Source organism: Blastocatellia bacterium, assembly GCA_016713405.1.
Taxonomy (GTDB): Bacteria; Acidobacteriota; Blastocatellia; order Chloracidobacteriales; family JADJPF01; genus JADJPF01.
On record JADJPF010000007.1, the window covers coordinates 201,155 to 214,535 of the forward strand.

10 protein-coding genes are annotated in these 13,381 nt (G+C 33.9%); 5 read left to right on the forward strand and 5 right to left on the reverse strand.

The genetic code is table 11. The annotated features are described in order from the left end of the window. Positions 1 to 6 precede the first annotated feature (6 nt). Positions 7 to 1,305, forward strand: coding sequence for a DUF1501 domain-containing protein (locus IPK14_11330; protein ID MBK7993978.1), 1,299 nt, complete (start codon positions 7 to 9; stop codon positions 1,303 to 1,305). A gap of 252 nt (positions 1,306 to 1,557) precedes the next feature. Here IPK14_11330 and IPK14_11335 read toward each other — a convergent pair whose 3' ends face one another. Both IPK14_11335 and IPK14_11340 read right to left on the reverse strand, forming a co-directional pair. After that, on the reverse strand, positions 1,558 to 1,755 hold the full coding sequence (locus tag IPK14_11335; GenBank protein ID MBK7993979.1) for an ankyrin repeat domain-containing protein: 198 nt from the start codon (positions 1,753 to 1,755) through the stop codon (positions 1,558 to 1,560). Between the two features lie 18 nt (positions 1,756 to 1,773). After that, entirely contained in the window at positions 1,774 to 2,238 is a 465-nt protein-coding gene (locus IPK14_11340; GenBank protein ID MBK7993980.1) for an ankyrin repeat domain-containing protein, read from the reverse strand. A 94-nt stretch (positions 2,239 to 2,332) separates the two neighbouring features. Between IPK14_11340 and IPK14_11345 the strand changes: the two genes are divergently transcribed. After that, complete coding sequence (locus tag IPK14_11345) at positions 2,333 to 4,132, forward strand: serine/threonine protein kinase (protein MBK7993981.1); 1,800 nt, start codon at positions 2,333 to 2,335, stop codon at positions 4,130 to 4,132. 6 nt (positions 4,133 to 4,138) lie between these two features. Here the strand turns inward: IPK14_11345 and IPK14_11350 are convergent, their stop codons facing one another. Beyond that, positions 4,139 to 5,638, reverse strand: a complete 1,500-nt coding sequence (locus IPK14_11350; GenBank protein MBK7993982.1) for a Gfo/Idh/MocA family oxidoreductase — start codon at positions 5,636 to 5,638, stop codon at positions 4,139 to 4,141. A 578-nt stretch (positions 5,639 to 6,216) separates the two neighbouring features. Between IPK14_11350 and IPK14_11355 the strand changes: the two genes are divergently transcribed. Then, complete coding sequence (locus tag IPK14_11355; protein ID MBK7993983.1) at positions 6,217 to 7,344, forward strand: outer membrane beta-barrel protein; 1,128 nt, start codon at positions 6,217 to 6,219, stop codon at positions 7,342 to 7,344. Between the two features lie 129 nt (positions 7,345 to 7,473). Here IPK14_11355 and IPK14_11360 read toward each other — a convergent pair whose 3' ends face one another. After that, a complete protein-coding gene (locus tag IPK14_11360; GenBank protein ID MBK7993984.1) occupies positions 7,474 to 7,971 on the reverse strand; it encodes a hypothetical protein in 498 nt (165 codons plus the stop codon). 344 nt (positions 7,972 to 8,315) lie between these two features. Between IPK14_11360 and IPK14_11365 the strand changes: the two genes are divergently transcribed. Together IPK14_11365 and IPK14_11370 are read left to right on the forward strand one after the other, a co-directional pair. Next, positions 8,316 to 9,992 (forward strand): FHA domain-containing protein, encoded by a 1,677-nt coding sequence (locus IPK14_11365; protein MBK7993985.1) that lies wholly within the window; start codon positions 8,316 to 8,318, stop codon positions 9,990 to 9,992. 170 nt (positions 9,993 to 10,162) lie between these two features. After that, positions 10,163 to 11,551, forward strand: a complete 1,389-nt coding sequence (locus IPK14_11370) for a serine/threonine-protein phosphatase (protein MBK7993986.1) — start codon at positions 10,163 to 10,165, stop codon at positions 11,549 to 11,551. Positions 11,552 to 12,043: 492 nt separating this feature from the next. Here the strand turns inward: IPK14_11370 and IPK14_11375 are convergent, their stop codons facing one another. Further along, on the reverse strand, positions 12,044 to 13,354 hold the full coding sequence (locus IPK14_11375) for a hypothetical protein (protein MBK7993987.1): 1,311 nt from the start codon (positions 13,352 to 13,354) through the stop codon (positions 12,044 to 12,046). Positions 13,355 to 13,381: the final 27 nt, after the last annotated feature.

Sequence of the window (13,381 nt, forward strand, 5' to 3'; positions counted from 1 at the left end):
AGGACAATGAATAAAGAATCAAAAGAATTAATTTATGCACAAGAAAAATTACCAACATCCCGCCAAAGTTTAATTGGAGGACAAGGTTTTAGCCGTCGAGAGTTCTTTAAGTTGTCAGCCCTTGGCTTAACAGGCTTTTTCTTTAGCCAAGTAGCTAAACCAATGGAAGTTTTAGCCCAAACCGGCCCACAACTAGAAAATACTGCGCGTTACTGTATTTTTGTTCATTTAGACGGCGCACCAAGCCATGTTGATACTTTTGACTTAAAAGAAGGCGATTGGACACCAAAGGAGTTTGAACCAACTACAATTGGTCAATTTCGTTGGCCTAAAGGCTTACTTCCAAAACTGGCCGAACAACTAGATAAAGTTTCAATAGTTCGTTCAATGAGTGCTTATGCTCTAGTGCATCCACTAGCGCAAATTTGGACGCAAATAGGGCGTAATCCTGCAAGTGGTCTTTCTAAAATTGCTCCAAATATTGGTGCTGTTGTAGCACTTGAATATGAAAATCGTCGGACTGCTAATCAAAAATTGCCAGGCTTTATAGCTCTTAATGCAGGTAATATTGTTGGTCGGGGCTATTTTCCTCCTCAAGTTGCTCCATTTGGCGTAACTCCAAACCCAACCGGACTAGCTAACTCTACTAATCCAGTAGGAGAAGCAAGGTTTACTAATCGCTATAACATGCTTCAAAGCTTGGATGAAGAAAACCGCAAGGATAATGTAATTGGTGCTGGTTCGGATGATATGGCAGCAGCTTATACACAAGCACGCGATTTAATGTATAACCCAGCAATACAATCTGTTTTTCAATACTCTGAAAGCGACTCAATGAGCTATGGAAATAATGCTTTTGGCAATGCTTGTTTAGTGGCTAGAAATATTGTGAAATCTGACCTAGGAACACGTTTTATACAAATTAACTTAGGTGGTTGGGATAATCACAATAATATTTACACTCCACAAGGCTTGTTTAATCCAGCTAGGGCTTTAGATTCAGGTTTAGGACAGCTAATTGCTGATTTAGCTAAAACACCTTCACAAACTGCTGGTAAGAGCTTGTTAGATGAAACTCTAATCGTGGCAATGGGTGAATTTGGCCGAACTGTAGGAAGGCTTAATAACCAACAAGGTAGAGATCATTACTTACAAATGTCTTGTTTATTTGCTGGTGCTGGTGTTCGTGGTGGTCGTCCAATAGGTTCAACCGATGCTATGGGTGCTGCTACGTTGATCCAGGTTGGGCGCGAGGTGTTACCATTAGACCTGAAGATGTATTTTGTACTATCTATTCTGCTTTAGGTATTGATTACACCCTTGTAAGACAAGATGACCCATTTAAGCGGGGTTTTGAATATGTTCCATATGCAAATCAAGGCGTTTATGCGCCAATTGATGTACTTTGGACATAATTAAAGTTATTTGGTTTTCTGTATTGGACAAATAAATAGGTGACAATCTTAATGGTTATGGCGTTAAATTTTTATTTGTCCTACAGAGCTTTTCTAAGAAAAAGCACAAGGGTTTTTAGCCTTTGTGCTTTTTTATTTGAAGTTATGGAGTCGCGCCGGCTTCTACAAGGATTTTAGCTAAATCTGGGCTAGTGCTTTCTTTAGCACGAAGTAGCGCGGTACGTCCGTTTCTATCTCTGCTATTAATGTCTGGTTTAGCACTTAAAATTATTTTTAGAATTTTACTTTCACCATAATCAACAGAATACATTAAGAGTGCTATTAAAATTATCTTTAGCATTAACGTCAGCTTTTGCAGCTAAAAGCATTTTACTCCAGAAGCATTACCAGTGCTTATTGCATACATTAGGGCTGTTTTACCGCTACGATCAGCTAAATTAACATTAGCTTGAGCGTTTAATAGTAGCTTTATTGCTTTATTACTTTCGTTAATTGCTGCAACCATTAGGGATGTCCTACCGCTATCATCTTGAGCGTTAACATTGGCATTGGCTTTAATTAGTAATTTAATAATTTCTTCTTGATTGGCATCAGCAGCAAAAATTAAAGGTGTATAGCCAGTATCATTTTTAGCATTAGGGTCTGCTCCTGCTGCCAAAGCTTCTTTAGCCAATTTATCATCGCCTAAATAAGCCGCATCAAATAAGGCTTGGTCTACAAGTCTAAGCGGAGTTTTAGCCCTAGAAGGGTTTTGACAAAAGACAACTTGGCAAAGCAAAGTAATAGCTAAAAAAATAAAAACAAGTTTTGAGTTAATAAACATGATAACTTCCTAAAATTTTTCCTGACAAAAAATATAAATGGATTATACTTTGTCAAAGCAATAGATCCTAACCCTTTACTTAAACCCCAACTTTATGCATGAAATTTCAATAAGTAGTTCAATAGATAATCTTGATGGTTATAAAGTTATCAAAAAGATTGGTCAAGGGGGTTTTTGTGCTGTTTATAAAGCAGAACAAACTAGCTTAGATCGTTTTGTAGCAATAAAAACTTTACTTAATGATTATTATGATGATTTAGATATGACTACTTACTTAGTTAGTCAAACAGAAACAATAGCATTACTCCAACATCCAAACATTGTTCCAATATATGATGCTATTTGGGTTGATAAAAAATATTTAGTAATAATGCAGTATATTACTGGTAAAACTTTGGCTAATTTGTTGGATGAGCAAGGAAGTTTAAGTTTTGACCAAGCACTAAAAATATTAGAACCTTTAGCAGAAGCAATAGATTTTGCTCATCGTGCTAATGTTTTTCATAGGGATATTAACCCTACAAATATTATTGTTGATGAAGAGCAAAAGCTTAGTTTAATAGGTTTTAAGATGAAAGTACCTGAAGGTGTTGTAGTTGGGACACCTGGCTATATGTCACCAGAACAAATAATGAATGAAGCTATTTCTGCTAGGACAGATATTTACTCGCTAGGGGTTTTAGCTTTTGAACTACTTGCAGGCTCTATTCCTTTTCAAGAAGGTAGTTTGACAGAGATGTTTCATCAGCAAGTAAATTCACCAATACCTAGCCTTTATTTAACTAATCCAAAGCTGCCAAAAAGTATTGACGAAGTAATAAAAAAAGCATTAGCAAAAAATCCTACTGAAAGGTATTACAGCGCAAAAGATTTTTTATATGACTTAAAACAACTAAATAGTGAACCTACGGTTAAAGAAGAATTATCAATAACACAAATTATTTCACCTATAAAAGAAATTACTGAACCTGTTTTACTAGATAAAGTAGTCACACATACAATAGCAATTCCTTGTGAGCAAAGACCAACAAAGAATGTTGCGCCTGAGCAAAAAGTTAAAATTAAAAATCGTTGGGCCTATGTTGGTATACCTAAGCTAAGACTACTACATCCTAAAGATGGGACATTTGATGATTTTGTAATTATTGGTGCTATGAAATTAGATGACGGCGATTACTTAATGTTAGCAGAAAGGTTAATAGTAGAAAAAAATCAACATTTAATACTTATAAAAGTAATAGATAAGCATACTGTAGAAACTGTAACAGCAGAAGTAGTAATAAAATATTTAGGCCGTATACAAGAAGAAGTATTAGAACAAACTTCAGGCATAAGTAAAACAATGGTACGCTCAATGCTTGGAGATTTACCCGTAGTTGACTCAGAAAATGAACTAGAAACAACATATATTGAGCCGATATTAATTAATTGTTTTGCTTGTAATGAAAAAGTAGGACATACAGAAAGCACTTGTTCACATTGTGGAGTTGAAAGACTTGCTCCTAATTGTCCACAATGTAACAAACCTGTAGCAGATTGGCAAAATAGACGGTTTTTTGGGGATCTAAATGTTTATGTTTGGAATAGTGATTGGGATGGTTGTTGTAAGCATTGTGGTTTGGTATTTGAAGCAAATTTAGATGTAAAAACAGGTCATTACTGGTTTGATCGAGGCCCGAGTTCAGAAATAAAAATTACAGGTAATGAAAGTAGCACTACGGTTTTGCTAGACTTTTGGCAACACTTACCAACAATTGAAGTTAAGATAAATCGGTTAGTTCCAGGAGGAAAACTAGCTAAAGAGGAAAAAATTACTTTAACTATTGCAGAATTTGAAGCTATCACTCTACAAGTATTAATGCAGCGTAAAAGCTGGGCAGAGGATACTACTTAATAATTATTAAAGCTTAAAAATAGCACGTAATTTTAAGACTTCTTCAGCCTGACCAGCAACTTTGATTTTTCCTTGAAGAAATGCTACTTCTGCTCGCTTTTTCTTAAGCAAAATTGCCGCCCAGACACCTGATGACATTGTAACGGTAAATGTGGCGTTTTCTGGAATTTGTCCATACTCTAAATTAATTTTTGAATCTTTGATTGATAAACTTATTTTCTCTTCTGACACTCCACCATCAGCCGTTAGATGAATCCCAATTGTAATATCCCAACCAGTAGCCGTTTTTGGATCAAAACTTTTAACTAAATTTTCTGTAAGTGTTTTTGCTTGTGGGGCATAGATGGAAAGATCTTTTGGGGTAAATAAAGAAGCTATAGACCAGGAAGTTTTATTTTTTGGTTTACTGCTTTGACGTTTACGCCAACTATAAAATGAGGGCCAATGGCTATCTAATTCATCCAAATAGACTTCTCGATTAACTCTAGCTGTTTTTTGGACTGCTAATGCAAAGCGTAGAATTTCGCGGCCCTGCTCAGCAGAAAGCATAGGACTAGCCTTACCCTTAATTGCATCAATAAAGTTTTGTGTTGAAAGCTGAAATCCAATGCTCCAATCAGATTCTATTTCTATATCTTTCATTGATTTACCATCAAAAATAGAAAGTGCTGGGCCAGTATGAATATTTCCTGTGCAGCGTCGGATAAAAATAATTCCTTCTGAGCCATTTATTTCAATCCATTCATCGTTAGCATAATATTTAGAAGGAATATGTAGGTTAGTCGAATGAGTAAGATCACAGGCTCCATAACGATTAGAATTTTTATATTTCCAAATAAAAGTTGCTGGGGTGTCTAAAACGTCTTGGGAAAAATCAATCCAGCCCATAACCTTTTCTATTTCACCCATTAAAAACCAAGCAGTAGACCAAAGATGATGTCCATGATCAAAGGTTGCTGTCCCTCGTCCAGCTAAAATTTCTGACATTCGCCATTCCCAAGAATTACTTGGTACTGTCCAACCACCGGATGAGCCGCTAATAAACTTAATTCTTAGACTTATTGGCTCTCCAATCGCGCCAGATAGGATTAATTCTTTAGCTTTTACAATTGGAGGATAAAAAACATAATTTTCTGTTACTTTATAGATGAGTTCTTTTTCTTTTACTGCTGCAAGCATACGGGTTGCACTAGCTAAACTAGTTGTCATAGGCTTTTGTACTGCAATATGTTTTCTAGCATTTGCAGCATCAATAACTAATTTTTCATGTAAGTTATCATTATGAGGGACTAAGATTTCTACTGCATCTATTTCTTTATCTGCTAGTAAATCTTGATAGTTAGTATAGGCTTTTGTGGCTTGCCACTCTGTTTTGCGGTTTTCTGCAACTACTTTATCAATATCACAAACGGCATAAACTCTTGCATCAGGACTATTTTTATATCCAAGGTAATGTAAATCTGCAATACGTCCGCCGCCAATAATACCAACATTAATTTTTTGCATTGATTTAACTCCTGATAAAAGCAAACCCAAAATATAGCATGAAGAAAAAAAAATCTTGTTGGGAAATATTTCTCTATCTTTTCTAAGATGTGAATTTTTACTTGTTAAAATAAAAACATTTTTCCAAATAAGCCTAGCACTTTATTTAGATAATATTAAAGATGCTTGATAAATTTTGTGTATCTAAACTATCTATAACTTGAGCATTAATAAATAGTTAGAAAATAAATAGTAAAGTTTAATATTATGAATATTGATTTATGGAATGCGATTTGCAGCAAAAGACTTTTGCCAGTCAGAATTATTGATATTAATGAAAATTTCCTCAAAACAAGTAAATATAAGCAGGTATTTTAGCTTTAATACTGTTTGAATATCTAGTTAGGTGTAGAACAATTTTTTTACCCCCCATTAGAAGTAGTTTTTGGTTTAGTTAATAATAGAATAGTCTTAAGTTAAATAACTTATAAATAGTAAAGTATTTAACTTCTTAGAATTTCTTAACCAAGAACTACTAAAACACAAATCAACAACCAAAAGTAAACTACCAACCTAAAAATTTGTGAGGAGGGAAATCTATGTCTTTGAAATCTCGATATTTATTTTTTATAACTACTTTATTTGCAGTTTTTTTCTTTACCCAAAAATATACTTTTGCTCAAACTAATATGATAAGCCAATTTACAGAAAACAACCTAGTTAGTGCTGTAGCTACTAATAATCCAAAAAATGTTACCACATCAACGGATAAAAATAACAGTTCGATAGAAAATCTAACTATACAACTGCAAGCTCAACAAGCAGAAATCAACACATTACGCCAACAAATAGAAAAGTTAGAAGCCTTGCTAGAAAAAACTATTAATAAACCTGTAATAGAAACAACGTCAGTTAATAATACTAAGCTAAATCCTGAGCCTTCTATAAATCCTCCATTGCCAAGTATTAAACCATCACCAATAGCTAAACGTGCGCCTAGTGAATTGCTGCCAGATCTTGGACATATTGGGGCTGAGGTTGGGTTAATGATTGGAGGTAGCCAAAATCCTTTTCAATCTAATGAAGGGTTTTTTGCAGGGGGTTTTATTGATTTGCCATTAAAAAGGGTTAAAGGTGGCAAAATCTCTTATGAAATTATGATAGGAGCGCAAAGAACTATTACCCAAGTACAAAGCACTTCAGGCGTAATTGCTTTAGTGAATAGTGCTTTAAATACTGCTTTAGGCAACCCTCCAAGTGTAAATAATTTACTTTCCCCACTCCCAATAACTAACCGAGTTAAAGAACGTCTAACAGTCTTAACTGTTGTACCAGCTAGTTTTAAGTACACAATGTTATCCTTTGATAAACAAAATATACGACCTTATGTAGTTGTTGGGCTTGGTACTTATGTAGGGTTAAGTAGCCAAAAGTTAGTAGATTTTGATGCTGCTAAATTTGTTAATAACCCTGCTTTAGCTAGTTTACTAAATGCTTTACTTAATGGTGCGCAAGTTGGCGGACTTGCTCCTATAGCTCCAGAACTTAGATCTCGTGGTCTTTCTGCTGGTCAAGGCGATTTCCGTTTTGGTCTAAATGCTGGTGGAGGCTTAGAGTTTCGTATTAGTCCAAGATTTTCTTTAGGCTTTGATTATAGAATTAACAAACTAGAAGGAAGAAATGGTACTTTTTCAACTTTTACTGCTAAACCAACAGTACATTTTTAGGGTTTTATAAAAGATCCTTAAAAGTTTTGTAAGCCGTTGATTAAATTAAATTAACATCTTATATATAACTCAATAGCTTACAAAACTTTCAAATAATAGAATTAATTTGAAACTTTCAATTATGGTTATCTACATATAAATAGGAATAGAAGTAGGATTAGTAGGGATAAAATTTGGAAAATAGCTTTGCAGTGCTGTAGATAACGCTCGAAGTGCTGCAACACGCAAGCCAGAAGCTGTTTCTTCACAAACTATTTTATCTTCTGAAGAAATGCTTAAACGGGCCCTATAAGTGGGTTGGCCTTGGTGCGGTTCAACACTAAGTTCTAAAGTAAAAACACTAATAGCACAAAAATAAACAATATCCTCTAAACGAGGAATAAAAACCATCTTTTCATTTTCTTCTTTTAAGGAAACCTTTTTTTTATTTAATTCTTCCATTAAATTTACTAATTCTATATCAACTAAATAAACACAATCCATAAAAAGCATTTGCCAAAATAGTTCGCAATCTTCAGTAACACAGAATTGATCACCTAATCGCCATTTATGACGCAGCTTAAATTGATGTAATCTTAGGGCTGCTTCTATCAGTTCTGCGGAAAACTGTTGAGTGTCTTTTATCATAAGTTTGATTTTAATTAGCTGATATATAAAGTTTAATGCTAAAAGAGCAGTCTAAACTGAGCAGGTCAAGAGATGCAAGGGTAAATACGGAAAAAATAATTTATCCCTTACAAGATAGCTTGATTTTTATAGCTTTAGTTTGTTGAACTTGTATTTTATAATGTCTAGCAAAATATTAGCTATCAACAAAATATAATTCCAGTTTTATTAAAAAATCTTAAAGCTATAAATTAAGTTGTAAATAAAGTAATACTTAAAAGTTACAAAAGATATTTTAAGAATATCTTAAGCCTTATCTTTGTTATTTTAGGGCTAATTATATGAGGGAGAAAAAATAAAAAGTTATGTCAAGTGAGCAAGAACAAGTAGCTTATCTTGATTTTTTAGATGAAGATAACCTTCCATGTAGAGTTGAAATTACACAAAATTCTTTTTCTATTGGGCGAGCATATGAAAATGATTTGCGTATAGAAGATTCTCGTATTTCCCGCCGCCATGCAGAAATTGTAAAAATTTGGGGCGGAAAATACGTTTTTCGGGATAAAGAAAGTAAATGTGGTAGTTTTATTAATGGTTTAAGAGTACAAGAACATATCTTAAAAACTGGAGATGAAATTGTATTAGGAGGGCTAAACACTACTAAATTAACTTTTGGCTATGGTCAACCTAAAATTAATGTTACTAACCTAGATACAGATGTAACAGATAGTCGCGCTCCTTTAAGTATTAGCCCAGAACTACGCGGGGCAACTGTAATTACAGATCAACAAACACGCTTTCTTAACACTGCTTTAATGCGCCAACCAGAATATGTAACCGGAACAACTCTACAAAGACTAACTTCTTTATATGAAATTACTCATAAACTTCTACCTGCTCAAAGTGTCACAGAATTAGCTGAGACTTGGCTAACAGAATTACTTAAGGTAATGCCTATAGATCAAGGTGCAATTTTGCTTCATAACCCTGTTACGGATAAATTAGATCTAGCTTTAGCTCGTAGTAGAGATGAAAAAGAAATTAGTTCTACTATAGTTAGTAATACCATAGTAGAACATACTTTTCAAGAAAAAGTTGGTATTCTTACACATGACGCTACTAATGATGAAAGATTTGCTGCAAATGTCAGTGTTATTTTAGAAAATATTCGCTCAGTTTTAGCTGCTCCAATAAGCTCAAAGTTAAGAGTGTGGGGGGTAATCTACCTAGATAGTCGTACTAAAGCAGCATTATTTAATTCTGAAGATTTGGAATTTCTTATGGCTACAGCACGTGAAGCAGGTTTGGTAATGGAAAACTTAAGACTTATTGAAGAACTTCGTGCTACACAAGAACAACTAGTTAAAGCAGAACGACTTGCGACTATAGGTAAACTTACCTCAGCTATTTCTCATGAGATTCGTAATAGGTTGGCTTTACTTACAGGAGTTGAATTTATTGAAATGAAATATAGTCATGATCCAGAAGTAAAGCAATTTACAGCAATGGTATTAGAAGGCCAACGACGCGCCTTAGCACTAGTTGAAGAAATTAGGGCGTTTGCTCGTAATCGTACTGAGCAATATGAAAAAACTTGTAAGCCAATAGTTCCAGCAATTCAAAGAACACTGTCTTTAATGAAACTTGATGCAGGAGTAGCGAAAAGGACTCTTAATTTTTATTATGATATTGAACCAGAACTAGTTTTTAATGAGGAGAAAATAGACCAAGTAATTATTAATTTAATTCGCAATGCGGTTGAAGCAACAAAAGAGTATAGTGGAGAAATAACTATTAATTTAACTGTTGTAGGAAAAGAAGTTATTATAGAAATTGCAGATAATGGACAAGGTATTGCCCCAGAAATTATGCCATCAATTTGGGAGCCTTTTTTCTCTACTAAAGGAGAAGAAGGAACAGGGCTTGGACTTGAAATTTGTCGGCGTATAATAGAAGCGCATAATGGTCAAATTAGCTGTAAAAGTCAGTTAGGATCAGGTACCTGTTTTACTATTAAGCTACCTTTACAAAGTAGTTTATAAGAAAAAATAGAATAAAATTGTAAATAACTATTTACAGACTTGTTTCATTTTGGATCTCTATGTATGATACACAGTCAAAGAAATTTTTATTAGTAAATCAAATTAACTTTTATTTAAGTTTTCAATAATTTTAATAATTTAATTCATTTTTTATTTTTAACGAGGTGTTTATGAGTGGGGGAATTGTTTCAACACTATTAGTAGGGTTAACGGATGTTGGGCTAGTACGTGGCAATAATGAAGATATGTTTTTAATGGTTGAGCCTGAATCAGGGATGTTACTAGACAATAACTATAAATTAATACGTCCTTTAGAAAAACATAATATCCTACTAGTAGTTTCTGATGGGATGGGTGGATATGAAGGTGGAGAAGTTGCTAGTTTACTAACAGTAGGGGCAATAAAGAATGAATTATTAAAACTCCCAAAACAATTATCTCCACAAAGTCGCTTAGAAGCTGCTGTAGAAGAAGCTAATCGTACGGTTTCTTATCATCGTAATTTGGATCCAAAATTATCTAATATGGGAGCAACCGCAACAGCAGTATTAATTGAGCAAGATATTGCTTATGTTGCTGAAGTAGGAGACTCTCGCGCTTATATTCTTAGAGATGGTCGTATTAAGCAATTAACTACTGATCAGACCATGATACAAATGTTAATAGATTCTGGTGCTATCTCTCCTGAATCTGCTTCTACTAATAAAAACCGCAATATTTTGTTACAAGCTATTGGAAGTCAAGAGTTTCTACAAATCGCAGTCACCTCTATTAAATTACAAATTAATGATATTTTACTACTATGTAGTGATGGTTTAACAGGTAAGGTTAATGCCAATGAAATAAAGAAAGTAATTGATAGTAGTGCTACTTTGCTTGATGCTGGCAATACATTAATCAATTTAGCAAAAGAACGTGGTGGGGATGATAACATTACAATCATTCTTGCTAAGTTTGAAGGTTCAGGACTTCAAACTAAACTAAATGCTGGGGGTATGGCAGCAACACTAACCAAGCAAATTAAAGTTTTAGCTCGCTTTGATCCAGAACAAGAAGCTGAGGCGAAGCCAAGAAGAGAAGTCCGACCAGCTAATTTCCAAGACTGGGTTGCTTCGGCTGTGATAGATGCTTTTGCACGCTCAGATGAACAACGTGAAGCTTTAGCTGCTATAGGTAAATTTGGGGATTATGTAGTTTTTAGAAAAGGGGATGTTTTACATGTTGAACCAGGTAGTAGTGCTAAAGAACATTATTGGTTAGTTGGTGGTAGATATAGGGTTATGGCAGATAATCAGCGAGGCGAAAAACAATCTCTTTTCTTTTTAGTTCCTCCAACAGATCGTCGTTCAGATGATTTAATCCAAGCTGGAGAAGCATTTGTTTGGGTAAGAAGGCAGTTTTTTATCTCTAATTTAACTATGCTACAACAACAAGCACGTAATCCGATTATTCGTTGTGAAGATGATAAAAATATTGCTATTCATATACCTGGGGATATTTTTGATCAGCTTTCAGAGATTTTAGGGGATAGATTTGTTTCTACTGTAAGGCATTCTTAATTAGTAGCTATAAATCGCTATCATTTTACTAAAAAGCTCTTACTTAGTGCCTAAAGAAAAACTTTCTTTAGGCACTTTGCTTATTTGGGTAAAATTTTTAAATAATTTTAATACTTGATTTAGTAGAATGTAAACTAAGTAAGTTGATATTTTTTCAATATCTTAAGTCACGCGCGTGACGAAATAATTGTAGCCTAGGTTGTAAGACCTAAGCTTAGTGATTATACATAACTAGAGTCACGTAGCAATGACATAATAAACCTAATTAACACAATATTTTAATTATGTCGTCACGTTCGTGACTCTGTAAATACTATACTATCATACGTAGGGTTAAAACCCTGCGCTACAAATATGTTGCCCCTCTGGGGCTTTAAGAGATAAAAAGCCAAAAAACTTTGTTTATGCTCTAATTAACACAATAAAAAAATTAACACAAAGTTCAAATCTAATATGTTTGAACTTTGTGTTAAGCTGGTTTTACAGTTAAAGTTAATTTGCGTTAATTAAATTTATTCCTTGTGGATGAGTCAATATTAAGTTTTGGGTTTTCTGATTTAATCCTAATTGTAATAAGGAGTCAAAACTAACTTGGAATCCTTCATTTAAATCAGCTAGATTAACTTTATTTAACTCGCCACTATCTGTAGCAACGAAAATTGATAAACCATCTAAGTTTATGGCAACATCCGCTAAAGAAGAAGTGTAGGTTTTATCAAAAACTACATCAAATAAGTTTGGAGAAACTACAGCAATATGACCAGGTTTTTGGATATGACCAGGTTTTTGGATATGACCAGGTTTTTGAATATGGCCAGGCTTTTGGATATGACCAGGTTTTTGAATATAAACTAGATTACTATTGTCGTTATATTGAATATTGATTGCTAGGAATTTAGCATCTTCAACTTCTGTGTCTGCTAAAGCTGCAATATATTGGCGAGCAATTGGACTAGCACTATTAACATCATAACAAGAAAGAAAACCTTTGTTAGAGGAAGCTACATAAACTTTGTTGCCATTATCGCTAAATGCCACTTTTGAGCCAAAGCCAATTATCTCATCACGCAGTAATGTTATTAAACTTTTTACTTCTAAATGCCCTTCTTCTGTCAAGCTATAGACATATAAGTAATATTGTCCGCTTACTTGCTTTATAACACCTAATCGGTTATTTACTGCATCATATGAAATACTTTCTAAACGATTTTCTGGACTATATAGGTCAATTCCAACTCTTTCTTGAAATACTACTTGTCCTGTACTGATGGAAAAAACAAATATGTGGGATTTATTAGAATAAATACCATATACACCATTTGATGAAACCGCTATATCGTCTGGTAAGAATGAGTCTTCTGCTGAAGTAGGCACTGCAAAATTTATAAATACTTGGTGGGAATTATCAAAACTACCATCACTATTTATAGGCACTGTAACTATAGATGCTTCATCAGAAACACTAGCACTAGCAGCAATAACTAAAACATTGTTACTAGTTATAGTTAATTTGGTTGGATTAACGCCTGATGGTTGAGTATCAAACTTATCAAGTACTTTACCAGTAACAGAATTAAAACTATAGACATAATGTCCATTAGAATCATCTGATTCACTATAAGCTGCTACTAAACCTACTTCACCATTTTGAGTGAAGACTACATTATTTGTAGTAGATAGTTTGCTTGGTAGTGCTGTTAAAACACTACTTTCTGGAGATTCAGCTTTTGCTGACCAACTATAAAGCAAGGCTACTATACAAATTAAAAAAGTTAGAGTTTGGTACTTAAAACGGATTCTCATAACTTTACTCTTACTACTTTTACTAAG

Excerpts from the sequence above, each read along its gene's own strand:
- IPK14_11330 (MBK7993978.1), top strand. The coding sequence starts at position 7 with ATGAATAAAGAATCAAAAGAATTAATTTATGCACAAGAAAAATTACCA.
- IPK14_11335 (MBK7993979.1), bottom strand. The coding sequence starts at position 1,755 with ATGCTAAAGATAATTTTAATAGCACTCTTAATGTATTCTGTTGATTAT.
- IPK14_11340 (MBK7993980.1), bottom strand. The coding sequence starts at position 2,238 with ATGTTTATTAACTCAAAACTTGTTTTTATTTTTTTAGCTATTACTTTG.
- IPK14_11345 (MBK7993981.1), top strand. The coding sequence starts at position 2,333 with ATGCATGAAATTTCAATAAGTAGTTCAATAGATAATCTTGATGGTTAT.
- IPK14_11350 (MBK7993982.1), bottom strand. The coding sequence starts at position 5,638 with ATGCAAAAAATTAATGTTGGTATTATTGGCGGCGGACGTATTGCAGAT.
- IPK14_11355 (MBK7993983.1), top strand. The coding sequence starts at position 6,217 with ATGTCTTTGAAATCTCGATATTTATTTTTTATAACTACTTTATTTGCA.
- IPK14_11360 (MBK7993984.1), bottom strand. The coding sequence starts at position 7,971 with ATGATAAAAGACACTCAACAGTTTTCCGCAGAACTGATAGAAGCAGCC.
- IPK14_11365 (MBK7993985.1), top strand. The coding sequence starts at position 8,316 with ATGTCAAGTGAGCAAGAACAAGTAGCTTATCTTGATTTTTTAGATGAA.
- IPK14_11370 (MBK7993986.1), top strand. The coding sequence starts at position 10,163 with ATGAGTGGGGGAATTGTTTCAACACTATTAGTAGGGTTAACGGATGTT.
- IPK14_11375 (MBK7993987.1), bottom strand. The coding sequence starts at position 13,354 with ATGAGAATCCGTTTTAAGTACCAAACTCTAACTTTTTTAATTTGTATA.